Raw genomic sequence first — 23052 nt, 5'->3', positions numbered from 1 at the left:
GGATTCGCAAGTGCGCTCTTGTAGGAGGGGCTGAGACCCCTCCTATCAACAGGCATCGTGCCGGACAGTGTTCCGGGACATCATCCAATCCCCAATCCCCAATCCCGGCTACTCGGGCTTCCTGGGATCCAGCGAAATCAGCCGCGTCACGTCCAGCAGTGCCGCGGGCAGATGCATGCCGCCGGGGGCGGCCAGGTAGCGGGTGCGCCAGGCCGGCGCGAACTTGGACTTGAAGCGGCGCAGGCCGGTGAAGCCGTAGAAGCGCTCGCCGTGGCGCACGATCAGGTTGCCGAAGCGGTTCCAGCGTCCGGCCAGGCGGTGCTGGGCCAGGCCCGACAGCGGCGCCATGCCCAGCGAGAAGCGCTTGTAGCCCTGCGCGCGGCCCCACAGGAACAGTTCGATGAACAGGAAATCCATGGTGCCCTTCGGCGCATCGGCGATGTGCCGCATCAGGTCCACCGACAGCTCGTGCCCGGCCGGCGCCTGCCATAGATTGGCGAAGGCCACGACCTTGCCCTCGGCCTCGACCACCGCGACCGGGAAGCGGCGCAAATAGGCCGGGTCGAAGCTGCCCAGCGAGAAGCCTTTCTCCTCGCCGGCCTTTTCCTCCAGCCACTGCTGGGAGACGTCGGCCAGCACCGGCATCAGCGCGTCGATCTGCTCCAGCGGCACGATGCGGAAGCTCAGCCCGCTGCGCTTGCCGCGGTTCCAGGCCTGGCGCAGGTCGGCGCGGTCGCGGCCCTCCAGGTGGAAGTCTTCCAGCGACACTATCGCTTCCTCGCCGAGCTTGACCAGGGTCAGGCCCAGGTCCAGGTAGGTCTGCCAGTGCTGCTCGCCGACCTGGTAGAACACCGGGCGCAGGCCCATGCGGTCGGCTTCCTCGCGGAACCGCCAGATCAGCGCCCGCGCGACCTCCGGCGGCCCTACCGGATCGCCCATCGCCACCAGCGAGCCGCCGTAGCGCTGCATCATCAAGAAGCCCTGGCCGCTCTCGTCGGGCAGCAGCGCCTTGTCGCCGGTCAGCACCAGGCAGGCCTGGGTATCGGTAGCCGCGGCCAGCACCGGCGCCAGCGCGTCCAGCTGCGCCGCGGCGGCCGCCGGCAGCGGCGAGCGCGTGCTGTGCAGCAGCCGCGCCAGCCCGAACACCACCACCGCCACGCTGACCAGCAACACCGCGCGCAGCGCCCGCGGCGCATTGGCCGAGGTGGCGAACTGCCACCACAGCTCGTTCTGGTATTCGACGTGGCTGTAGACGAAGAACAGCAGCCACACCGTGGCGATCAACACCAGGCCCAGGTTGCGGATCCACGGCAGCGACCAGGCCTCGTCGAGCAGTGCGCCCTGCCGGTAGAACTCGCGGCGCGCGCCCCACAACCCGGCCGCCACCACCAGCGAGGACAGCGCCACCGAAGCGTGGCCGCCGCGCAGCCAGGCCGGCAGCGGCAGCAGCACGCAGATGCCGATCGCCAGCACCCACGCCGCATGGCTGCGCCGTTGCAGGCCCTGGCCGATCAGCAGCAGCACCACGCCGCCGAGGCTGGCCAGCAGGTGCGAGGTTTCCACGATCGACAGCGGCGCCATGCCCAGGCGCCGTTTCGGCGTCGGCAGGGTGCCGTCGATGACCAGCGCCGCGCCGACCGCGAACACCGCCATGGCGATGATCTGCGGCAGCCACGGGCGCAGCGTGCCCCAGGCCACGCGCACCCCGCCCGCGCTGGCCGCCAGCGGCCGGCGCAGGCCCGAGACCGCGGCCATCAGCACCGACAGCAGCAGCGGCACCACGTAGTAGGTGATGCGGTAGATCAGCGCCGCGGCCAGCACCGCGGCCGGGGCCACGCCGGGCAGCAGCGTGAGCAGGCTCCACTCGAACACGCCCAGCCCGGCCGGCACGGTCGACATCAACCCGGCCACCACCGCGACCAGGTACAGGCCGACGAAGCCGACGAACTCGATCCCCGATTCGTTCGGCAGCAGCACGTAGAACGCGGCGCTGGCCAGGCCCAGTTCGACCACGCTGAGCAAGGTCACGCCGAGCGCGGTGCGCCGGTCCGGCAGCCACAGTTCGTGATCGCGCCAGCGCAGGGTGCGGCCTTCGCGCCCGGCCAGCAGCAGCATCAGGCCGAAGCCGGCCAGCAGCGCGATGCCGAACACGCGCACCGCCGGCGCGCCGAGCGGCAGCGCCAGCGCTGCCGCCGCCGGTTCCAGCGCCAGCGCCAGCGCCAGCAGCAGCCAGGCGCCGAACACGAAGCCGAGCGTGCTCATCAGCACCACCTGGCCGATCTCGGCCAGGCTCAGCCCGACCCGGCCGTAGCCGCGCAGGCGCACCGCCCCGCCGGTGAGTGCGGCAAAGCCCAGGGTCTGGCCGACCGCGTGCGCCAGGAACGCGGTGACGCCGATCCGCAGCGGATGCAGCTTGCGCCCGCTGCGGTGCAGGCCGACCGCGTCGAAGCCGATCAGGCAGGCGTAGCTGCTCAGCCCCAGCAGCAGGGCCAGCGCGATCTGGCCGATGCCGAGCTGGTTGAAGGCATGACGGATCGCGGCATAGCCATGGGTGCTGAACTCGGTGGCCAGCGCGCGCAGCGCCAGCGCCAGGATCGCCAGGCTGAACAGCACCGGCAGCGCACGGCGCCAGCCAGCGGAGGAGGGGACAACGGGAGGTGCGGCGTCGGTCATTGCAGGGGAGCGTAAGCGAAGAAGAGCGGAGCCAGCGCGCCTACGCCGGCGGCGCCGCGCAGGCCTGCGGCAGTGGCGGTGCGGGCCGTCGCGTTGGCGCGCCGGCAAGCGGAAAGGGGCTGGTCCATCGCGATATCGGGTGGCCTGGGGGCTGCACCGGCGGCACCGGCGACGCGCATCATAGTGGAATCGCACGTCGGCACCGCGTCGGTGCGCGCGGAAGGTGCCGGCGCGGACGCGCCACGGCCACGCCGCGCCGCGCCGCAGTTGCCGTTCGCGGTGGCGATCGGCGAGCGCTACCTGCCGCAGCACGCCCCGCTGCTGGCGATCGTGCTGATCCTGGTCTGGCGGCGGCGGATCGCGTACCGGCTGTGGCGCCCTGCAGGCGTGGCGCAATCGCGCGACAATGGCCGGGTTTCCCCTTTTCAGGACAGCACATCATGATCCAGCGTTTCGATACCGGCCCGCGTATGTCGGAAATGACCGTGCACAACGGCGTGGCCTACCTGGCCGGGCAGATCGCCGACGACGCCAGCGCCGACATCGCCGGCCAGACCCACCAGGTCCTGGCGGCGATCGACGAACTGCTGGCGCGCGCCGCCAGCGACAAGAGCAAGGTGCTGCGTGCGGAGATCTACATGACCGACCTGGCCGAGTTCGCCGAGATGAACAAGGTCTGGGAAGAATGGGTGTGCCCGGGCAGCACCCCGGCGCGCGCCACCGTGCAGGCCAAGCTGGCCAATCCGCAGTGGAAGATCGAGATCGTGATTACCGCTGCCGTGTGAGTTGAAAGCCGGGATTGGGGAGTCGGGATTCGGGATTCGATCCTGCGATCCCCACTTCCGGCTGCCTGCACCATGCGATCGCTGCAAGGGCCGATCCGCATCACGTCGCGCTTCAGAGCACGCAGCCCCGCTTTTGCCAATCCCCAATCCCGAATCCCCAATCCCGGCACTTCAGCGCCTCACGAACCGATAATGCGCCACGCCCCACTGCTGGCCCTGCTCGTAGCCGAACAGCGCCGCGCAGGCCATCCAGAACATGCGCCAGCGCCGCCACCAGATCTTCGCGTCGCGGCCGTAGGTGGCCTGCAGCACCGGCATCAGTTCGGCGCGATGCCGGTCCTGGTTGCGCAGCCAGGCGTTGGCGGTCTTCTCGTAGTGCGCGCCGGACAGCAGCCAGCGCCGTTCCAATGCCAGGTCGTCCTGGAACTGCAGCAAGGTGTCGGCCGCCGGCATCAGCCCGCCGGTGAAGAAATGCCGGCCCATCCAGTTGTCCTCGCCCTGCACCTCGAACGGGTAGGCCAGGTCGCGGTGGCAGAAGATGTGCACGAACAGCCTGCCGCCCGGCACCAGCCAGTGGCCGATCCGCGCCAGCAGTTCGCGGTAGTTGCGCATGTGCTCGAACATCTCGATCGACACCACGCGGTCGAAGCTCGCATGCGGCAGGGTCAGGGTGTTGGCGTCGTGGGTGATGACCTCGACGTTGCGCAATCCGCGCGCGCGGCATTGCGCCTCGATGTGCTCGCGCTGCGGCCGCGCGTTGGACACCGCGGTGATGCGCGCGCCGGGATAGCGTTCGGCCATCCACAGGGTCAGCGAACCCCAGCCGCAGCCCAGTTCGAGGATGCGCTGGCGGTCGCGCAACTGTGCGCGCTCGGCGTACAGGTGCAGCATGCGTTCCTCGGCCGCGTCCAGGTCGGTGGTGTCGGCGTCCCAGTAGCAACTGCTGTACTTCAGGCGCTTGCCCAGGCACAGCGCGAAGAAGCGCGGCGGCAACTCGTAGTGCTGGCGGTTGGCGGCCTCGGTCTCGATCGCGATGGCGCTGCCGCGCAAGGCCTCGACGAAGGCGCGCTGGCGTTCCCACGCCGCGTCGGCACCGCCGCGGCGCTCCTCGCGCAGGCGTTGCGCGCACAGCTTGCGCATCGCTGCGCGCAGCAGCGCATCGGGCAGCAGGCCGGATTCGGCCACGCGGATGGCCAGCGGTTCGGCCGGCAGCGCGGGCGCAGGCGAAGGGGCGAGGGTGCTGGACATCGGGCAATCTCCTGGAAGCGGGGTCATTGCCGCGGCGGCAACGGAAAGAAGGCGCTGGTGCTGCGCTGGTAGTCGGCGTAGTCCTGGCCGCGCGAGCGCAGCGCCTGTTGTTCGGTGTAGGGAATGCCGGTGACGCGGTACAGGAACGCGAACATCAGCAGCGGCCCCAGCGCGGCCACGCCGACCCACAGCGCGCCGCTGCCGACGGCCAGGAACACGTAGACGAACCAATGCACGAACTCGAAGAAATAGTTCGGATGCCGCGAGTAGCGCCACAGGCCGCGGCGGCAGGTGCTGCCGCGATTGCCGGGATCGGCGCGGAACGCGGCCAGCTGGCGGTCGGCCAGGCTTTCCCCGCCCACCGCCAGCAGCCAGGTCGCCAGCGCCAGCGTGGTCCACACGCTCCACTGCGGCAGCGGATTGTGCGCGGCGACCGACAGCGGCAGCGCGAACAGCACCACCACCAGCGCCTGGCCGAGGAAGAACAGCAGGAAGCGGCGCTGGTCGTCGTGCCAGTGTTCGCGCAGCGCGCGGTAGCGGCCGTCCTCGTGCGCATCGCCGAACACGCGCACGCCCAGGTGCCAGGCCAGGCGCGCGCCCCACAGCCCGCCCAGTGCCGCGGTCAGCACGCGTGGCAGCGCGGCGCCGTCGGCACGCCAGGCGCAGTACAGCGCGGCCAGCGCCATGCACGCCGCCCACAGCACATCGACCACGCCGGCGTTGCGGCTGCGCCGCTGCCAGGCCCAGCCGGCGAGCATGACCAGCGCGGTGAACGCACCCACGTGCAACAGCGGCCAGGCGTTCATGGGGTGGCGCCTGCGATGCGCGGCGCGGGCTGCGCCGTCGCCGCCAGGCGCCGTGTCGCCAGGCTCAGCACGGCCAGCGCCGCGGCCCAGGCCAGCGCCAGCGCCAGCACGGCGTGCAGCAACGGCGCGCTCAGCGTCACCGCTTGCCAGCCGCGCGCGGCCAGCACGTAGCCGAGCGGACCGAACAGCGCGCCGAACAGCGCCGCGCGCCACGGGCGCTGCATGACCCAGGCCAGCGAATGGTTGAAGGTCAGCGCGAAGCCGGCCCACAGCGCCAGGATCCACAGCGGCGCCCACGGCGCCGGCGGCAGCGCCGCGGCGTAGCGCACCCAGCCGCCGGCGGCCAGCGCGGTATCGACGGCGGTGCCAAGCAGCAACGCCAGCGCCATCAGCACCGCATCGCCGCGCGCGCGCCGGCGCGGCTGCAACTGGTACAGCGCGAACAGCGCCAGCGCTGCCGGGCCGGCCCAGGCCAGCCCGTTGCCGGCGCCGGCCACCGCGGCCAGCCACAGCACCTGCAGCGCGACGTAGTTGGCCAGGTTGCTCATGCGCCGTGCGCCAATGGCGGCGCGAACTGCGCCGGGCGCGCACCGGGCTTGCTCAGCCACAGGTGCACGTCGCCGATCGAGCGCTCCAGGAAGCCGCCCTCGCAATAGGCCAGGTAGAACTCCCACATGCGGATGAAGCGTTCGTCGTAGCCCAGCGCACGCACCTGCGGCAATTTAGCCATGAAGCGCTGGCGCCAGGCGCGCAGGGTCAGCGCATAACTGGGACCGATGTCTTCCAGGTTGAACAGGCGCAGGTCGCTGGCGCGCGCGATCGCGCCGGTCATCGCCGCCACCGACGGAATGAAGCTGCCGGGGAAGATGTGGCGCTTGATGAAGTCCACCGATTTCAGCGCCTGCGCGTAGCGGTGGTCCTCGATGGTGATGGCCTGGATCAGCGCCTGGCCGTCGTCCTTGAGCAGCGCACCGACCTTGCCGAAATAGGTGTCCAGATACTGGTGGCCGATCGCCTCGATCATCTCGATCGAGACCAGCCGGTCGTAGCGGCCGTCCAGGTCGCGGTAGTCGCGCAACAGCACCTCGACGCGATCGGACAGGCCGGCCGCGTCCACGCGCTGGCGCGCCAGGTCGTACTGCTCGCGCGAGATCGTGGTGGTGGTGACGCGGCAACCGTGATGCCTGGCCGCGTGCAGCGCAAAACCGCCCCACCCGCTGCCGATCTCGACCAGATGGTGATGCGGCTGCAGGTCGAGCTTGGCGCAGATGCGCTGCAGCTTGCGCTCGGCGGCGCGTTCCAGCGCGGCGTCGCCCAGCGCGGCGTCTGCGTCGCGGAAGAGCGCCGAGGAGTACATCAGGTTGCGGTCCAGGAACAGCTCGAACAGCGGATTGCCCAGGTCGTAGTGCGCTGCGACGTTGCGGCGGCTGCCGGCGCGGGTATTGCGCGCCAGCGCGTGCAGGCTGCGCATGACCACGCCGCCGAGGCGGGCCAGGCCGGTCTCCATCGCGTCCAGGCGCTCGCGGTTGCGCAGCAGCAGGCGCACCAGCGCGACCAGGTCGTCGCACTCCCACAGTCCGTCCATGTACGCCTCGCCGACGCCGACGCTGCCGTTCAATGCGGCCTGCCGATAGAAGCGCGGATCGTGGATACGCAGGTGCGCGTGCAGCGCGCTCTCCGCGTGCGTGGCGCTGCCCAAGGTGGCGCTCCCCAACGTGGCGCTTCCCAACGTGGTGATCGCGCCTGCTTCCTCGATGCGCAGCTGGCCATCGCGCAAGCCGTCGAGCGTGGCGAACAGGCGCCGCCGCAGCAGGCGGTCGAGGCCGCGCAGCGGCGGCGCGGCCGGGGCCAGCGTGACGGAAGCGGAGGAGGGCGCGTGCGGAGCGTTCATCGGCGTTCTCGCGGAAGGGAATGGTCGGGGTGGTCGTGCACCGGATTGCCGCGCAGCCACAGGCGCAATGCCTGCCAGTGGATCTTGGCCACGACCTGCAGGGTCATCGCCGGATAGCGCAGCAGCGCACGTGCCAGGCTGGCGCCGCAGATTTCGCGCCGCTGCAGCACCAGCGTGGCGTCGAAGCGCCTGGCCGCCGGCTGCGCATCGAGCACGTCCATGTGCACGCGCAGCTGCGCGCCCGGTTCGCTGCAGCGCCATGCGTATGCGTGCGCCATCGCCATGAACGGGGAGACGTGGAAGCGCTTGTCGAAGCGCCAGGCGTGCACGCTGCCGTGGCTGTGCGCGGCGGCCACCGGCAGCACGTAGGCATGGCGCTGCTTCCACGGCGTGTTGGTGATCTCGGCGACGATGCTGTGCAGGCGCTGCTGCGCGTCGTGGCAGTAGTAGAACGTGACCGGGTTGAAGCAATGGCCGAAGTAGCGCAGGTGGGTCAGCATGCGCACCGCGCCGAGCGGGCGCTCGCCGCAGTCCTGCTGCACGCGGTCGCGCACCGCTTCGTCCAACGCTTGCGCCGGATCGCCCAGGTAGTCGCTGCGGCGAAATTCCACCAGGTTGCGGCGGCCGACCGACCACAGCCAGCGCCGCGCGAACACCTGCTCGAGTTCGGCCAGATCCAGATACATCAAAAACAGCGGATAGCGGAACGCCAGCGCCTTGGGCGCATGGCGCCGGTGCCGGACCCAGCCGCTGTAGAGCGCGCTGTGCAACCCGTGCATGGTCGTGCCCGCCGCCGCCGCCGGCGTTGTCGAGACGGCGCCAGCCGGCGGGGCGGACACGGTCGCGCTGCGCAGCAGATTCATGGCCAGGGTACCCCTAGCCCGGCGGCGACGTCGACCGCGCTGCGCAGGCCGTCCTCGTGGAAGCCGAAACCCCAGCCGGCGCCGGCGAACCAGGTGCCGCGCTGGCCCTGGATCTCGCCCTTGCGCGCCTGCGCGGCCACCGACGCATGCGTCTGCAGCGGATGCCGGTAGCGCATGCGCCGCAGCACCTTGGCCGGGTCGATGGCGTCGCCGCGGTTGAGGCTGACGATGAACGGCTGCGGCGAGGCGATCGATTGCAGCGCGTTCATCCAGTAGCTGACCGTGCACGGCGCGTGCGGATCGGCCGGCACGTGCGCGTTCCATGCGGCCCAGGCGCGGCGATTGCGCGGCAGCACGCGCGCATCGGTGTGCAGCACGGTGTCGTTGTCCTGGTAGGCGATCGCGCCGAGGATCTCGCGTTCGGCGGCGCTGGCGTCGTTGAGCAGGCGCAAGGCGTCGTCGGCGTGGCAGGCCAGCACCACATGGTCGTAGCGCTCGGCGTCGGCATCGCCGTCGGCATCGGTCAGCACCGACACGCCCTGCGACAGCCGCTGCACCGAGCGCACCGGCGTGCCGATGCGTTCGTGCACCCGCCAGCGGCTGCGCAGCGCGCGCACGTAACTGTTGGAGCCGCCCGCGACCACCTGCCATTGCGGCCGGCCGCTGAGTTGCAGCATATGGTGGTTGGCCATGAAGCCGATCAGCTGGCGCATCGGGAACTGCAGGATCCGCTGCGACGGCGAGGACCACAGCGCCGAGGCCATCGGCACCAGGTGCGCGTCGCGGAACACCTTCGAATAGCGGTGCCGCTGCAGGAACTCGCCCAGCGTCAGCTGCGCCTGCGCATCATCGGCCAGTACCTGCGGCGCCTGCCGGTAGAAACGGCGCAGATCGCCCAGCATGCGCCAGAAGCGCGGGCTGGCCAGGTTGCCGGGCTGGCAGAACAGCCCGCCGAGGCTGCCGGCGTTGTATTCCAGCCCGCTGCGCGCCTCATGCACCGAAAAACTCATCGTGGTCGGCTGCGCGGCCACGCCGAGTTGCGCGAACAGTTTGCTCAGCAGCGGATAGTGCTGCGGGTTGAACACGATGAAGCCGCTGTCCACCGCGTACTCCACGCCGCCCAGCTCGAGCGCATGGGTATGGGTGTGGCCGCCTAGGTAATTGGCGGCCTCGTACAGGGTGACTTCGTGCCGTTGCGACAGCAGCCATGCCGAGCCCAGCCCGGCGATGCCCGAGCCGATCACTGCGATGCGGCTCATCGTGCCCGCGCCTGTGCGCGCACCAGCCCGGCCGGCACCGGCCTGAGCTGGCGGATCAGGCCGGTCCACGACAGCGCCTTCAGGCCATACCAGGTCAGGTCGATTTCCCACCAGCGGAAGCCTTGCCGCGCCGCGCCGGGAAAGAAATGGTGGTTGTTGTGCCAGCCCTCGCCGAAGGTGAGCAGCGCCAGCCAGGCGTTGTTGCGGCTGTCGTCGCGGGTGTCGAAACGGCGGCTGCCGAAGCGGTGCGCCAGCGAGTTGATGGTGAAGGTGGCATGGAACAGGGCCACCGTGGAGACGAAGAAGCCCCACACCAGCAACTGCGGCCCATCGGTGCTCAGCTGCGGATGGTGACGCTGCAGCCAGCCGCCGAGCAGGAACAGCGCCAGCGCCAGCAGCACCGGCAGCAGCAGGTCGAAACGGTCGAGGAAGCGCAGTTCCGGAACGCGGCGCAGATCCGGGATCGCCTCCCAGTCGGTGCGGAAGCCGCGCGGGGTCAGGAACCAGCCGCTATGGCTCCACCAGAAACCATGTTGCCGCGGCGAATGCGGATCGGCCGGGGTATCGGTGTGGCGATGGTGGTTGCGATGGTGCGCGGCCCACCACAGCGGCCCGCGCTGCACGCAGGTGGCGCCGAGCGCGGCGAACAGGAACTGCACCACGCGCGAGGTCTTGAATGCGCGATGCGCGAAGTAGCGGTGATAGAAACCGGTGAGCGCGAACATGCGCAGCGCGTACATCGCCAGCGCCATGCCCACCGCGAACCAGGACACGCCGACCCAGACCACGCCCAGGCAGGCCAGATGCAGGCCGAAATAGGGTGCGGCGCGCAGCCAGTCGATGCGATCGGCGCGGGCCTCGTCCAGTTCGATCTCCGCGCCGGTGTCGAACCAGCGGCGCAGCGTGCGCGCCACCCCGCTGCGGTGCGGCGTGGCGGCGGGCGCCGCGGTGGGCATGGCACGGGGGAGATCCGGAGCGGGACTCGGCACAAGCGCTTCTCATGGGGGACTCGGAGACAGATACGGCCGAAACCGGAAAACGGATGCGCCCGTTGCGTCCGGCTGCTGTGCGGCGATGCAGGCCGAGCGCAGCCATGGCAGCGCGGCACGCCATCGCGGGGCGGTCCGCAACGGCCGATTCGTCGAGGGGATCGGGCTTGCCTGCGCTTGCGCGAGGCTGGCGGCGATGCTGCCTGCGCGGCGGTGGTGGCGGAGTGAATGTGCAGCGCGCGCTGCCGCGTCGTGCGAGGCGGCGGCCGCGTTCGCGGGGAGAGGGGGGAGGTGCGACGGCGTCGACAGTCTGGCGCATCACCATCGTCCATTGCCTGGCCTATCCCGCGGGTCGGCAGGGATTCGTGAAAACCTGTTCTGCTATGCGAAGTCGGGAAAGGGCGTCGGGAACCGAAGAGTTTAGTCTTCCGGGCACAAGCACTCCTGAAAGAGGAACGACTAATGGAACCCATTCGTTCTCGCGCGCCAAATCCTTCCCGGGAGTCGCAGCCCGGATCGGATGAGGCTCAGCCCATTGCTGGTCGGCTCGCGTCCACGGCCGCCAGCAGCCCCCTTGATGGCTTGCCCGCTCGGCCGGCGGCGTCCCGGACCCGCCAGCCAGCCACGCCCGAACCCTCGCCTGCTTTTTCAGTGGGCAGCGTCAGCGAGCTGCTACGTCAGTTCGATCCATCGCTTTGTATATTTCCTTCCTTGAGCGCTTACGGTGCAGACGTTGTACCTGGAGAGAGTACTGAGGTGCAGTCGGTTCTGCGCGCATCGTATGAACCGCCGTCCCACTTTAGCGCGGCTGTCGCTGCCCCATCGCCAACTCCGCCGCGCGCCCTGGCGGCAGCGCGCACGCCCGAACCCTCGCCTGCTTTTTCAGTGGGCAGCGTCAGCGAGCTGCTACGTCAGTTCGATCCATCGCTTTGTATATTTCCTTCCTTGAGCGCTTACGGTGCAGACGCTGTACCTGGAGAGAGTACTGAGGTGCAGTCGGTTCTGCGCGCATCGTATGAACCGCCATCTCACTTTAGTGCGGCTGTCGCTGCCCCATCACCAACTCCGCCGCGCGCCCAGGCGGCAGCGCGGCGGCGGAGTTCTGCCCAGACCTCCGACGCTTCGCCTGCTGAGAGTGTGGATCTGAGCACCTTGGGTTACACCCAGAAGCAACGGGAGCAGATCAAGCCGGATGCCTGGTCAAAAGTGGCGCAGCATCACGCAGTATTGGCAGGCCATGGGTTTACGCACGTGCAGATCGTTGAGCTCAGCAGACATGCGGCATCGTTAGGGACCGTGGCTGACCGTTATCAGGCGATTATCGCGGTGCTGCCAAAGGCGACACACAAACAAATCGTAGAAGTAGGTAAACGGCAGTCAGGTGCGCGTGCCCTGCAGACATTGCTCAAGGTGGCGGAAGATTTGAGAGGTCCGCCGTTACAGTTGGAAACATGCCAACTGATCAAGATTGCAAAACGTGGCGGCGCTCTAGCGGTTGAGACAGTCCACGCATCGCGCAATGCGCTTACTGGCGAACCACTGCACCTGACGCCTACACAGGTCGTGGCCATCGCCGGCAACGATGGCGGCAGGCAGGCGCTGGAGACGCTGCAGAGGCTGTTGCCCGTGCTATGCCAGGCGCCCTATGCCCTGACCCCGCGGCAGGTCGTGGCCATCGCCGGCAACATCGGCGGCAAGCAGGCGCTGGAGACGGTGCAGAGGCTGCTGCCCGTGCTATGCCAGGCGCCCTATGCCCTGACCCCGCAGCAGGTCGTGGCCATCGCCAGCAACGGTGGCGGCAAGCAGGCGCTGGAGACGGTGCAGAGGCTGCTGCCCGTGCTATGCCAGGCGCCCCATGCCCTGACCCCGCAGCAGGTCGTGGCCATCGCCAGCAACGATGGCGGCAGGCAGGCGCTGGAGACGCTGCAGAGGCTGCTGCCCGTGCTATGCCAGGCGCCCCATGCCCTGACCCCGCAGCAGGTCGTGGCCATCGCCAGCAACCATGGCGGCAAGCAGGCGCTGGAGACGGTGCAGAGGTTGCTGCCCGTGCTATGCCAGGCCCCCTATGCCCTGACCCCGCAACAGGTCGTGGCCATCGCCGGCAACATCGGCGGCAAGCAGGCGCTGGAGACGCTGCAGAGGCTGCTGCCCGTGCTATGCCAGGCGCCCTATGCCCTGACCCCGCAGCAGGTCGTGGCCATCGCCGGCAACGGTGGCGGCAAGCAGGCGCTGGAGACGGTGCAGAGGCTGCTGCCCGTGCTATGCCAGGCGCCCCATGCCCTGACCCCGCAGCAGGTCGTGGCCATCGCCAGCAACGATGGCGGCAGGCAGGCGCTGGAGACGGTGCAGAGGTTGCTGCCCGTGCTATGCCAGGCGCCCCATGCCCTGACCCCGCAGCAGGTCGTGGCCATCGCCAGCAACGGTGGCGGCAGGCAGGCGCTGGAGACGCTGCAGAGGCTGCTGCCCGTGCTATGCCAGGCGCCCTATGCCCTGACCCCGCAGCAGGTCGTGGCCATCGCCGGCAACGATGGCGGCAGGCAGGCGCTGGAGACGGTGCAGAGGCTGCTGCCCGTGCTATGCCAGGCGCCCTATGCCCTGACCCCGCAGCAGGTCGTGGCCATCGCCGGCAACGGTGGCGGCAAGCAGGCGCTGGAGACGGTGCAGAGGCTGCTGCCCGTGCTATGCCAGGCGCCCCATGCCCTGACCCCGCAGCAGGTCGTGGCCATCGCCGGCAACATCGGCGGCAAGCAGGCGCTGGAGACGGTGCAGAGGCTGCTGCCCGTGCTATGCCAGGCGCCCTATGCCCTGACCCCGCAGCAGGTCGTGGCCATCGCCAGCAACGATGGCGGCAGGCAGGCGCTGGAGACGGTGCAGAGGCTGCTGCCCGTGCTATGCCAGGAGCCCCATGCCCTGACCCCGCAGCAGGTCGTGGCCATCGCCGGCAACATCGGCGGCAAGCAGGCGCTGGAGACGGTGCAGAGGCTGCTGCCCGTGCTATGCCAGGCGCCCCATGCCCTGACCCCGCAGCAGGTCGTGGCCATCGCCAGCAACGATGGCGGCAGGCAGGCGCTGGAGACGGTGCAGAGGCTGCTGCCCGTGCTATGCCAGGCGCCCCATGCCCTGACCCCGCAGCAGGTCGTGGCCATCGCCAGCAACATCGGCGGCAGGCAGGCGCTGGAGACGGTGCAGAGGCTGCTGCCCGTGCTATGCCAGGCGCCCCATGCCCTGACCCCGCAGCAGGTCGTGGCCATCGCCAGCAACGATGGCGGCAGGCAGGCGCTGGAGACGGTGCGGAGGCTGCTGCCCGTGCTATGCCAGGCGCCCCATGCCCTGACCCCGCAGCAGGTCGTGGCCATCGCCAGCAACATCGGCGGCAAGCAGGCGCTGGAAGGTGTTGTTGTCCAGTTATCCACCCCTCACCCGGCGTTGGCCGCGTTTACCAGCGACGGCCTCGTCGCCTTGGCCTGCCTCGGCGGACGTCCTGCATTGGAGGCGGTTAAGAACGGCTTGCCACAGGCGGTGGCATTGATCAGGAAAATGAACAACCGTGTTCCCGAACGCACGGCCCGCGACGTAGCTGAACTCGGGAAAACACTTCGAGTGCTGAGTTTCTTCCAGTGCCACTCCAATCCAACGCATGCATTTCATGAAGCGATGGCCGAGTTCGAGATGAGCAGGCAAGGGTTGTTACAGCTATTTCGCTGTATTGGCGTCACGGAACTCGAAGCCATCAGTGGAACTATCCCCACAACATCCCAGCGTTGGCAACGCATTGTCCATGCATTGGGGATGAAACCGCGCTCTGCTTATGTTCAAACTCCGATCCAGGAGTCCTTGCATGTATTCGCCGACTCCCTGGAGCGCGAATTGAACGCGCCCAGCCCGATGCAGGATGCATTCCCGGCTGGGTCAAGCAGCCGCAAACGGTCCCGATCCGATGATCCAGTGCACAGCTTCCTCGCACAGCAGATTGCCGATGCCCCCATTCCCGAACACCGCGATGCTCCACATCTCCCCCTCCTCAGCAGCTGGGGTGCAAAACGCCCGCGTTCCATCGCCCACGGCCTCCCGGATCCTGGAATGCCTACGGACGCCGAGCTGGCAGTTTCCAGCGCTGCTTTCCTAGAACAAGACGCGGATTTCTTCCCCTCCCCTGGCGCAGGGGAAGATTTCCAGATGTTCAGCGAGGAGGAAATAGCACGGTTGATGAATTTCTTTCCTGATTTCCCAGTAGCCGCATCCTCTGACACATGGATCGACGAAGCTGCAAGCCACTGATTCGTAAAAGTGTGGAGCAGCCATGGCCAGGAAGAATCTGATCCAGTTCCAAGCGAGCACCTGATTAGCCCTTAGCTTCAGCTATGAAAATTGCTCACCGTGCGCAGAACCGGTTCCGCACAAGGCTTGCAGCGCATCATGGCAGTGGGCCAGTCGCGGCAGCATCTCGCGCAAGCGGAATCGGCGATTGAAGCGGTAGGCGGCTTCGGCCAGGTAGCGCCTTGCGTAGTTGCCTTGTGCGATGGCGTGATGCACGCCGCTGATGGCGTTTGGGGTTGCCCGGCACGACGTTGACCCAGCGCGCGCCAGGCACTTCGGTCGCCGCACGCCCTCCACCGGTGTCCAGCGTCGTGTGCGCGTGCCCGGCGTCAGACACCCGCTACGCGAAACCCGACTGCGGGCCGAGGCAAGGATAGGAATCCCCTTGCAGAACTTGCTATCGCGTTTGCATTCCAATGGGTTGGCGGAGAAATGTCTGTTTTTCGCATGAATCCCTGCCGGCTCTCATCCTCATCCGCCGCTGCGGGCAGCTTCTTCCGCGGAGGCAAGGAATGCCCGGCGGGCGTGGTGCCGTCGCTGCGGCGCCATCGCGGCTACGGCGCCAGGCGCAGCGTCGTGATGTCGCCCTTGGCGACTACCGGGCCGGTGGCGACGCCGCCGGGCGCGCCGCCCGGCGGTTCCATCGTCACCGCCAGCACCGCGGCATCGCTGAGCAATGGCATCAGCGCATCGGGTATGCGCGCCGCGCGCGCCTGCGCGGCGTCGAACACGCCCATCGAGCGCGCCTTGCCGTCGGCCGGAATCAGCCACAGCTCCGGCACACGCGCGGCATCGCGGCTGCCGGCCAGCGGGGTCAGGGTGATGCGCTGCTTGTCGGCGTCCATCAGCACCACATAGCCAGGCTTGCCGTCGTTCCGCATCAGCGTCGAGGTCATCGCGATGCCGCTGTCGGCGGGCGCTGTCGCGACCGGCGGCGTGGGGGGCTGCGGCGGCAGCGGCTGACGCGCCACCATCAGCGTGAGCATGCAGGCCGCTGCGGTGGCGAAGCCGCCGGCGCTCAACCAACGCCAGGTGCGCACGCTTTCCCAGAAGCCAGGCGACGCGGTCGGCGCACGTGGCGCCGGCGCGTCCAGGCCGAGCGATGCGCGGATGCGCACCCACACACGCTCGGGGACTGCGACCGGCGCGATCTCGTCGGCCAGCGGCATCAGCTGCTGCTGCCATTGCGTCACCGCCGCGGCGAACTCGGCGTCGGCGGCGATGCGTTGTTCGGCGGCGCGGCGCTCGGGCGCATCGAGCACGCCGAGCACGTATTCGCCGGCCAGCACGTCGCGCGGCGGCGGGGTTTCCTGCGGATCGGGCACGGAGGCGTTCATCGTTCCAGGCACGCCTTCAGCTTGGCCAGACCGCGCCGGATCCAGCTCTTGACCGTGCCCAGTGGGGTTCCGCTGCGCTTGGCCAGTTCCTCGTAGGTGATGCCTTCGAAGAACGCCGTGCGGATCAGCTCGCCGCGCGGCGGTTCCAGTTCGCCCATGCACACGTCCAGGCGCCGCCCGGCGACGCGCCATTCGGTCTCGGCCAGGGGATCGCGGCCGTCGTCGTGCAGTTCGCCGACGTCGTCCAGCGCCACCGATTGCCGCGCCGGCGCACGCGCGCGCAGGTGATCGATGGCCTTGTTGCGCGCGATCATGGTCAGCCAGGTCAGGCCGCGCGCGCGCTGCGGATCGAACTGCGCGGCCTTGCGCCAGACCGAGGTGAACACCTCCTGCAGCACGTCTTCGGCTTCGCCGCGCTGCGGCACGATGCGCAGGCACACGCCGAACAGGCGCGGCGACGTGGTCCGGTACAGGCGTTCGAACGCGGCGCTGTCGCCGGCCGCGGTGGCGACCAGCAATTGGCCTGCTTCGTCGTGATCGGGCGTCTCGGTCATGCCGGGGAGCGGTGGCGAAGGTGGCGGCGATGCTACAGGCTTTCGCCGCGCGCGTCGCTCAACGGCGCTGGCCGCGGCAGAGCGCGAGCGCGGCGAGCAGCAGCAGGATTTCGACCGCGGCCAGGCCGGTCGTGGTCGGCCCCACCGGCCATAGCCGCAGCAGGCTGGCGCTGCGGTAGAGCACGATCGGTACATAGAAGGCGAGTGCCAGCAGCAAGCCGCTACGAATCTGCCCGCTGCGCGCGAAATAGCCGAACAGGAACGCCATGCCCAATTGCAGGCCGCCGTAGATGACCAGGTATTCGGACTGCCCGGAGCGGTCCAGGCCGATATAGCCGACCGCGGCGGCGGTCTGCGCCGGCAGCAGCGTGCACCACAGCGCCAGGATCGCGTACAGCGCGGCGTTGAACCACAGGTAGGCCTTGGCCATGGATGTTCCTTGTCGGGAGATGGGCGATGCGGTTGCATGGGTGTAGCGGCCGCGAGGGACGCGGGCGTGAAGACGGCGCCGGCGCGCTTCAGCGCGCGCCGCATTGCGCGACCAGGGGTTGCTGCAGCGCCTGGTTCCATGCGGTGTCGTCGGCCTGGCCGCGCAGCCGCTCAGGAAAATCGATACGCACCTGCGCGTAGCGGCCGCGCGCGTCGCGGACGTTGCCGATGCCGCGGAACTCGAGCAGGCGGCGATCGTCGCGCGTGTAGGCGACCGCGATATTCGGCAGCACGCTGCCGTAGCAGGCGTCCATCGACAGGGTGTAGCGCTGCACGCCGGCGTCGGCGGCCGCGGGCTTGATCTGGAACTCCAGCGTGCGCAACGCACTCGGCAACACGAAGGCGATGCGCTGCGGCGTGCCCTGGCGCAGCGCGTCCCCGTGCAGGCGCAGATAGGCATCGAACCCGGCATCGATCACCCGCGGTACCTCTGGCCGTCCGGCGCATAGGCCAGGCCGTCGTAGTGCAGCATTGCCTGCGTTGGGGCGGCCGTGCCGAGCACGGCGATGCACAGGGTCGCCACCAGCGGCAGGCGCGCGCGGGCGAGCGGGGCAGGGGTGATCGGCGTGGGCATGCGCAGCGCTTCCGCAGGACGGTGACAGCTAGCGATACGCGGCGGGCGCCGATCCGGATGCGCCTGCGGCCGTGCCTGGTCTGTGGCCCTAGGCCGGGCGCAGTTCGATGCAGTCCACCGGGCAGGCCGGCACGCACAGCTCGCAGCCGGTGCATAGCGGCGCCAGCACCGTGTGCATGTACTTGGCGCCGCCGACGATGGCGTCCACCGGGCAGGCCTGGATGCACTTGGTGCAGCCGATGCAGTCGGCCTCGATCACGAACGCCACCTGCGCCGGTTTGTGCGTGCCGCGGCCGCGGTCGTAGGGTCGCGGCACGCTGCCGAGCACGCGCGCCAGTGCCCGCGCACCGGCGTCGCCACCGGGCGGGCAGCGGTCCACCTGCGCCGCGCCGCGCGCCATCGCCGCGGCGTACGGACGGCAGCCGTCGAAGCCGCACTGGCCGCACTGGGTCTGCGGCAGCAGGCGATCGAGGCGTTCCAGCAGGTTGTCGTGGGTGGGCTTCATGGCGGATTCGGCGCGCCAGCTGCGGCGCGTGGCAATACCAGGGTCAGGCGACGCGGCGGCCGCCGTACCAGCGCTCGTGGGCCAGCGCCAGCATCGGCCGGTCTTCGCGGCTGTCGCCGTAGGCGTAGACGCGCGGATAGGCGGCCACATCGTAGCGCGCGCGGATCAGCCGCGCTTTGTGCGGCCCGCAATCGCCATCGGCATAGCGCCCGGTCAGCCGGCCGTCGCGCGCTTCCAGGCGGTTGCAGATCAGCCCCAGCCCGTGCTGTGCGCACCACGGTTGCAGATACAGGTCCAGCGACGCGGACACCAGCACCACGCTGTCGCCCTGCGCCCGGTGCCAGGCGATGCGCTGCATCATCTCCGGCCGCAGCAGCGTCGGCAGCACCTCGTGCGCATATGCCCGGGCGTGCGCGGCGATCTCCCCTGCGGCCCGGCCGGCGAACACGATCCGCGTGACCCGCCTGCGGATCGCCTGCGCCGACACCAGGCCCAGCCGATAGCCGGCCAACCACGGCCCCACCGACCACTTCGCCTGCGCCAGCTGCTGCGGTGTGGCCACGCGGCGCAGGAACCGCGAATAGGTATCGGTGGTGGTGACCGTGTGGTCGAAGTCGAAGAGGGCTAAGTGCATGGGAATGGGGAATGGAGAAACGGGAATGGTGGAAGCCGCTCTATCGGTGCGGACGAGGCTTTGCCTTTTCCCATTCTCGATTCCCGATTCTCCATTCCCAGCTTTTAACGCACTGGCATACCCGGCTGCGCGCCGCCGTCGGCGTCGAGCAGCGCCAGCGCACCGCCGTCGAAGCCGGCCGACAGGATCATGCCTTCGCTGAGGCCGAAGCGCATCTTGCGCGGGGCCAGGTTGGCGATGAACACCACGCTGCGGCCGACCAGTTTTTCCGGCTCGGCGTAGCTGCCGCGGATGCCGGAGAAGATCTGCCGCTTGCCCAGTTCGCCAGCGTCCAGCTCGAAGCGCAGCAGCTTGTCCGAGCCCTCGACGCATTCGCACACCAGCACCTTGCCGATGCGCAGGTCGAGCTTGGCGAAATCGTCGATGCCGATGAGGCCGGGAGTGGGGAGTGGGGATTCGGGAGTCGCAGCGGCCTTGGCTTCGGGCTTGGCCGGCGCCGGCTTGGCGGCGGCGGGTGCGGGTGCGAGGGTGTCCTTGGAGGCGTCGGTCATGGCGTCGATGAGTTTGGGGTCGATTCGGGTGAACAGCGGGGTGTAGGACTGGATGACGTGCGCCAGCAGCGGCGCATCGAGGTCGTCCCAGGCCGCCAGCGGCGCGGACAGGAAGGCTTCGGCTTCGGCGCTGGTGCGCGGCAGCACCGGCTTCAGCGCACCGGCCAGCACGCGGAACAGGTTCAGGCCCTGGGTGCAGACCGCCTGCAACTGCGCGTCGGCGCCGTCCTGCTTGGCGATCACCCAAGGCTTGTGTTCGTCGATGTACTTGTTGGCTTCGTCGGCCAGGGCCATGGTCTGGCGGATCGCGCTGGCCGCGTCGTTGCGTTCGTAGGCCTCGCGGATCGGCGCCAGCGCGGCGACGAAGCGCGCGTACTGCGCCGGGTCCGGCAGCGCTTCGGCGAGCCGGCCGCCGAAGCGCTTGTCGATGAAACCGGCGCAGCGGCTGGCCAGGTTGACGAACTTGCCGACCAGGTCGGCATTGACCCGCGCCACGAAGTCGCCCAGGTTCAAGTCCAGATCGTCGACGCCGCCGGAGGACTTGGCGGCGAAGTAGTAGCGCAGCGCTTCCGGCTCCAGGCCCACGTCCAGGTAAGTGCGCGCCATCACGAAGGTGCCGCGCGACTTGGACATCTTGGCGCCGTCCACCATCAGGTAGCCGTTGACGTGCAGCCGGGTCGGCGCGCGGTGGCCGGTGCCGTGCAGCACTGCCGGCCAGAACAGGCCGTGGAAGTTGACGATGTCCTTGCCGATGAAATGGTGCAGTTCGGTGGCGCTGCCGGCCGCCAGGTGCGGCTCGAACGCTTCGCCCAGGCTCGCGCACAGGTTCTGGAAGCTGCTCAGGTAGCCGATCGGCGCGTCCAGCCACACGTAGAAATACTTGCCCGGCTGGCCGGGGATCTCGAAGCCGAAGTACGGCGCATCGCGCGAGATGTCCCAGGCGCGCAGCCCGCCTTCGCTGTCCAACCACTCCATCAGCTTGGCCTTGACCCCGGGCAGGGCCACGTCGCCGGCCAGCCACTGCCGCAGGAAGCCGTCGAAGCGGCCGACTTCGAAGAAGAAGTGCTCGGAGTCGCGCAGTTCCGGGGTGGCGCCGGAGATCACCGACTTCGGCTCCTTCAGCTCGGTCGGCGCATAGGTGGCGCCGCAGACCTCGCAGTTGTCGCCGTACTGGTCGGCGCTGCCGCAGTTGGGGCAGATGCCCTTGATGTAGCGGTCGGGCAGGAACATGCGCTTGGCCGTATCGTAGAACTGCGCCACCGAGCGCCGCGCGATGTGGCCGCCAGCGTCGAGCCTGGCGTAGAACGCCTCGGTCAGCGCGCGGTTGGCGGCCGAGTTGGTCGAGTCGTAATGGTCGAAGGCCACGCCGAACGCGGCGAAATCGCGCTCGTGGCTGGCCTGGATGTTGGCGATGAAGTTCTCCGGGGTGACCCCGGCCTTCTCCGCGGCGAGCATGATCGGCGTGCCGTGGGTGTCGTCGGCGCAGACGAACCAGGTGCGGTCGCCGCGCAGCCGCCGCGCGCGCACCCAGATGTCGGCCTGGATGTAGCCGACCAGATGGCCCAGGTGCAGCGGGCCGTTGGCGTAGGGCAGGGCGGTGGTGACGAGAGCGGTGCGGGTCATGGCGAACGGCGATCCGGGGGGATCGCGATTATCGCATTACTCGGGAATGGGGAATCGGGAATGGGGAATCGGTCCAGGCAAGAGCAGGCCGCTGGCCGCCGCGCACGAAAAAGGCGCCCTCGCGGGCGCCCTGCTTTGTCGATTCCCGATTCCCGGTTCTCGATTCCCGGCTCCTACTCCCTGATCCAGGTCTGCGTCCGCCCCAGCGCCTCGATGCCGATGTAGCCGCGCAGCTGCAGCTTCTTGCCGCCATCGCTGAGGGTGACCTTGGCCTTGTAGGTCTTGCCTTTGGCCGGGTCCAGCACCGAACCGCCGCTCCACACCGCGCTGCCGTCCGGCTTCAGTCCCCACAGGATGGTCATGCCCTTGATCGGCTTGCCCTTCTGCGCGCCGTCGCACTTGGCGCACAGCGGATTGGCCCCCTTGTTCGATTGCAGGATCTCGATCACCTTGCCGCTCAGCGTGCCGTTGCCGGCCTGCTCGATCTGCACGATGGACTTGGGCTTGCCGGTGTCGTCGTCGATGGTCTGCCAGCGGCCGACCGGCGAGGTGTCGGCGGCCTGCGCGACGAGCGCAGCCACGCTCAGCGGCAGGGCCAGCAGCAGGGTCTTGAAGGTGGTGCGCATGTGTCCCCTCCCAGGGTGGGTGCGAAGCGGTCGGCGCGATGCCGACCTGGGGCCGACTGTATACCCAGGCGTATGGTGCTGGGAATCGGCAGCCCTTGCGCGGTTCAGCACGGCCCTGGCGAGCGGCAGCGACCGGGGCGTGCCCGCGCCGCTCAGCCGGTTTCGTACAGTTCCAGCGGCAGCGCGTCCGGGTCGGCGAAGAAGGTGAAGCGGCGCCCGGTGTAGTCGTCGATGCGGATCGGCTCGGTGACCACGCCGTGCGCCTGCAGGTGGGCGACGGCGGCGTCCAGGTCGTCCACGCGCAAGGCCAGGTGGCGCAGGCCGCAGGCTTCCGGGCGGCTGGGCCGCGGCGGCGGTGTGGGGAAGGAGAACAGTTCGATCTGGCTGCCGTCGGGCAGGGCCAGGTCCAGCTTCCAGGAGTCGCGCGTCTCGCGGTAGGCCTCGGCGACCACGCGCAGGCCGAGGATGCGGCAGTAGAAGTCCTTCGCGCGCGCGTAGTCGGAGGCGATGATCGCCACGTGGTGCAGGCCGCGCAGGGTCAGGCTCATCGGCACAGCGCCTGGCCGAACTGCAGCAGGTGACCGTCCGCATCGTGGATCGCGAACTCGCGCATGCCGTAGGCGAAGTCCTCGATCGGATAGGCGATGCGCGCATGCGGCTGCAGCCGCTGCCACCAGGCGTCGACGTCGTCGGTGCGGAAGTACAGCGAGCCGGGGAAACCGGAAACCGCGGCCCCGGCAGGTGCTTGCTGCGCGGCCAGCATCAGCGCCAGTGGGCCGTGCCGCAGCGACGCCCAGCCGGCGTCCACGCCGCCGCCATCGATGCGAAAATCCAGCGTGTCGGTGTAGAACGCCAGCGCTGCGGCAAGGTCGGCGCTGCGCAGCATCGGCGTCAACGCGGTGAAGCTCATGCGCTGCTCCGGGGCTAAGAAAGGGGGCGAGCCATGCGCGGAGCATAGCGCAGCGTCCGGCGTGAGTCTGAGCGATGCCTGGCGGATCGGCGTTCGCTGCGGCGACGCCATGCGCTCCGTGTGCACTACTGCATCGTCGTATGGCGGTGCGTGCGACCGCCCACATTCCGCGCGGCGGCCACTGCCTGACACAATGGCGGCATCGGGTTTCGCCGGCGAGGCCGCGACCATGCCGCGCAGCAACCCCTTGACCGCGCTGCTGGCCGCTGGCCGCTGCATCGTGCTCGACGGCGCGCTGGCCACCGAGCTGGAGGCGCGCGGCTGCGACCTCGGCGATGCGTTGTGGTCGGCGCGCGCATCGCCGCGTTGGTCGCGGCGGGCGTGGACCTGCTGGCCTGATCGACAATGCCGTTGTCAG

At 69.3% G+C, this 23052-nt stretch carries 22 protein-coding genes and 2 pseudogenes; 4 read left to right on the top strand and 20 right to left on the bottom strand.

The genetic code is table 11. From position 1 onward, the window contains the following. Positions 1 to 108 precede the first annotated feature (108 nt). The gene (gene mprF / locus FZ025_RS20720) at positions 109 to 2673 is read right to left on the bottom strand and encodes a bifunctional lysylphosphatidylglycerol flippase/synthetase MprF (RefSeq protein ID WP_046980069.1); all 2565 of its coding nucleotides are present in this window, start codon (positions 2671 to 2673) and stop codon (positions 109 to 111) included. A gap of 72 nt (positions 2674 to 2745) precedes the next feature. Here mprF and FZ025_RS22115 point away from each other — a divergent pair, with 72 nt between their 5' ends. After that, positions 2746 to 3117, top strand: a complete 372-nt coding sequence (locus FZ025_RS22115) for a hypothetical protein (RefSeq protein ID WP_208803711.1) — start codon at positions 2746 to 2748, stop codon at positions 3115 to 3117. Next, positions 3114 to 3458, top strand: coding sequence for a RidA family protein (locus tag FZ025_RS20710; RefSeq protein ID WP_046980072.1), 345 nt, complete (start codon positions 3114 to 3116; stop codon positions 3456 to 3458). Before FZ025_RS22115 ends, FZ025_RS20710 begins: the two co-directional genes overlap by 4 nt. Positions 3459 to 3629: 171 nt before the next feature. Here the strand turns inward: FZ025_RS20710 and FZ025_RS20705 are convergent, their stop codons facing one another. From FZ025_RS20705 to FZ025_RS20675, 7 genes are read right to left on the bottom strand one after another with little or no spacing between them, the layout of a single operon-like run. Beyond that, a complete protein-coding gene (locus FZ025_RS20705) occupies positions 3630 to 4706 on the bottom strand; it encodes an SAM-dependent methyltransferase (RefSeq protein ID WP_046980073.1) in 1077 nt (358 codons plus the stop codon). Between the two features lie 23 nt (positions 4707 to 4729). Then, positions 4730 to 5512 carry a DUF1295 domain-containing protein gene (locus tag FZ025_RS20700; RefSeq protein WP_046980074.1) on the bottom strand — a complete coding sequence of 261 codons (783 nt, stop codon included), beginning with the start codon at positions 5510 to 5512 and terminating at the stop codon, positions 4730 to 4732. Next, positions 5509 to 6060 (bottom strand): DUF2878 domain-containing protein, encoded by a 552-nt coding sequence (locus FZ025_RS20695; RefSeq protein WP_046980075.1) that lies wholly within the window; start codon positions 6058 to 6060, stop codon positions 5509 to 5511. Before FZ025_RS20695 ends, FZ025_RS20700 begins: the two co-directional genes overlap by 4 nt. After that, positions 6057 to 7403, bottom strand: coding sequence for an SAM-dependent methyltransferase (locus FZ025_RS20690; RefSeq protein WP_104558989.1), 1347 nt, complete (start codon positions 7401 to 7403; stop codon positions 6057 to 6059). Before FZ025_RS20690 ends, FZ025_RS20695 begins: the two co-directional genes overlap by 4 nt. Next, on the bottom strand, positions 7400 to 8266 hold the full coding sequence (locus FZ025_RS20685; protein WP_046978819.1) for a DUF1365 domain-containing protein: 867 nt from the start codon (positions 8264 to 8266) through the stop codon (positions 7400 to 7402). The genes FZ025_RS20690 and FZ025_RS20685 overlap by 4 nt, the downstream gene beginning before the upstream one ends. Continuing rightward, positions 8263 to 9525 carry an NAD(P)/FAD-dependent oxidoreductase gene (locus tag FZ025_RS20680; RefSeq protein ID WP_046978820.1) on the bottom strand — a complete coding sequence of 421 codons (1263 nt, stop codon included), beginning with the start codon at positions 9523 to 9525 and terminating at the stop codon, positions 8263 to 8265. The genes FZ025_RS20685 and FZ025_RS20680 overlap by 4 nt, the downstream gene beginning before the upstream one ends. Further along, the gene (locus FZ025_RS20675; protein WP_104558990.1) at positions 9522 to 10514 is read right to left on the bottom strand and encodes an acyl-CoA desaturase; all 993 of its coding nucleotides are present in this window, start codon (positions 10512 to 10514) and stop codon (positions 9522 to 9524) included. The genes FZ025_RS20680 and FZ025_RS20675 overlap by 4 nt, the downstream gene beginning before the upstream one ends. Before the next feature lie 756 nt (positions 10515 to 11270). Here FZ025_RS20675 and avrBs3 point away from each other — a divergent pair. Then, on the top strand, positions 11271 to 14792 hold the full coding sequence (gene avrBs3 / locus FZ025_RS20670; protein ID WP_425509671.1) for a type III secretion system effector avirulence protein AvrBs3: 3522 nt from the start codon (positions 11271 to 11273) through the stop codon (positions 14790 to 14792). A 77-nt stretch (positions 14793 to 14869) separates the two neighbouring features. Here avrBs3 and FZ025_RS20665 read toward each other — a convergent pair. The 12 genes and pseudogenes from FZ025_RS20665 to FZ025_RS20615 all read right to left on the bottom strand — a co-directional run. Then, positions 14870 to 15171: pseudogene (locus FZ025_RS20665) on the bottom strand (transposase); the annotation flags it as partial. Positions 15172 to 15385: 214 nt separating this feature from the next. Further along, on the bottom strand, positions 15386 to 16168 hold the full coding sequence (locus FZ025_RS20660; protein ID WP_046978262.1) for an anti-sigma factor: 783 nt from the start codon (positions 16166 to 16168) through the stop codon (positions 15386 to 15388). Further along, on the bottom strand, positions 16165 to 16722 hold the full coding sequence (locus tag FZ025_RS20655) for a sigma-70 family RNA polymerase sigma factor (protein ID WP_046978263.1): 558 nt from the start codon (positions 16720 to 16722) through the stop codon (positions 16165 to 16167). Before FZ025_RS20655 ends, FZ025_RS20660 begins: the two co-directional genes overlap by 4 nt. A gap of 58 nt (positions 16723 to 16780) precedes the next feature. Further along, positions 16781 to 17152 carry a hypothetical protein gene (locus tag FZ025_RS20650; protein ID WP_046978264.1) on the bottom strand — a complete coding sequence of 124 codons (372 nt, stop codon included), beginning with the start codon at positions 17150 to 17152 and terminating at the stop codon, positions 16781 to 16783. 88 nt (positions 17153 to 17240) lie between these two features. Further along, positions 17241 to 17630, bottom strand: a complete 390-nt coding sequence (locus tag FZ025_RS20645; RefSeq protein ID WP_244292423.1) for a hypothetical protein — start codon at positions 17628 to 17630, stop codon at positions 17241 to 17243. Continuing rightward, positions 17627 to 17785: a hypothetical protein gene (locus FZ025_RS22605; RefSeq protein ID WP_244292422.1), complete on the bottom strand. Its 159-nt coding sequence runs from the start codon at positions 17783 to 17785 to the stop codon at positions 17627 to 17629. The genes FZ025_RS20645 and FZ025_RS22605 overlap by 4 nt, the downstream gene beginning before the upstream one ends. Positions 17786 to 17873: 88 nt before the next feature. Further along, positions 17874 to 18290, bottom strand: a complete 417-nt coding sequence (gene rnfB, locus FZ025_RS20640) for an Rnf electron transport complex subunit RnfB (protein WP_053057176.1) — start codon at positions 18288 to 18290, stop codon at positions 17874 to 17876. A 43-nt stretch (positions 18291 to 18333) separates the two neighbouring features. Further along, a complete protein-coding gene (locus FZ025_RS20635) occupies positions 18334 to 18924 on the bottom strand; it encodes an HAD family hydrolase (RefSeq protein WP_046978265.1) in 591 nt (196 codons plus the stop codon). A gap of 104 nt (positions 18925 to 19028) precedes the next feature. Further along, positions 19029 to 21098, bottom strand: a complete 2070-nt coding sequence (gene metG / locus FZ025_RS20630) for a methionine--tRNA ligase (protein WP_046978266.1) — start codon at positions 21096 to 21098, stop codon at positions 19029 to 19031. Positions 21099 to 21271: 173 nt separating this feature from the next. Continuing rightward, complete coding sequence (locus tag FZ025_RS20625; RefSeq protein ID WP_046978267.1) at positions 21272 to 21724, bottom strand: DUF2147 domain-containing protein; 453 nt, start codon at positions 21722 to 21724, stop codon at positions 21272 to 21274. A 152-nt stretch (positions 21725 to 21876) separates the two neighbouring features. After that, positions 21877 to 22266, bottom strand: a complete 390-nt coding sequence (gloA2, locus tag FZ025_RS20620; RefSeq protein ID WP_208803840.1) for an SMU1112c/YaeR family gloxylase I-like metalloprotein — start codon at positions 22264 to 22266, stop codon at positions 21877 to 21879. Positions 22267 to 22268: 2 nt separating this feature from the next. Further along, on the bottom strand, positions 22269 to 22634 hold the full coding sequence (locus tag FZ025_RS20615; RefSeq protein WP_046978269.1) for a VOC family protein: 366 nt from the start codon (positions 22632 to 22634) through the stop codon (positions 22269 to 22271). A gap of 229 nt (positions 22635 to 22863) precedes the next feature. On the opposite strand from FZ025_RS20615, the pseudogene FZ025_RS20610 reads away from it, so the two are divergent. Continuing rightward, positions 22864 to 22989: pseudogene (locus tag FZ025_RS20610) on the top strand (homocysteine S-methyltransferase); the annotation flags it as partial. Positions 22990 to 23052 lie beyond the last annotated feature (63 nt).

Origin of the sequence: Xanthomonas hyacinthi, assembly GCF_009769165.1 — a bacterium.
In the GTDB taxonomy this organism is placed as follows: Bacteria; Pseudomonadota; Gammaproteobacteria; order Xanthomonadales; family Xanthomonadaceae; genus Xanthomonas_A; species Xanthomonas_A hyacinthi.
This window is presented reverse-complemented; position numbering and strand designations above follow the sequence as displayed.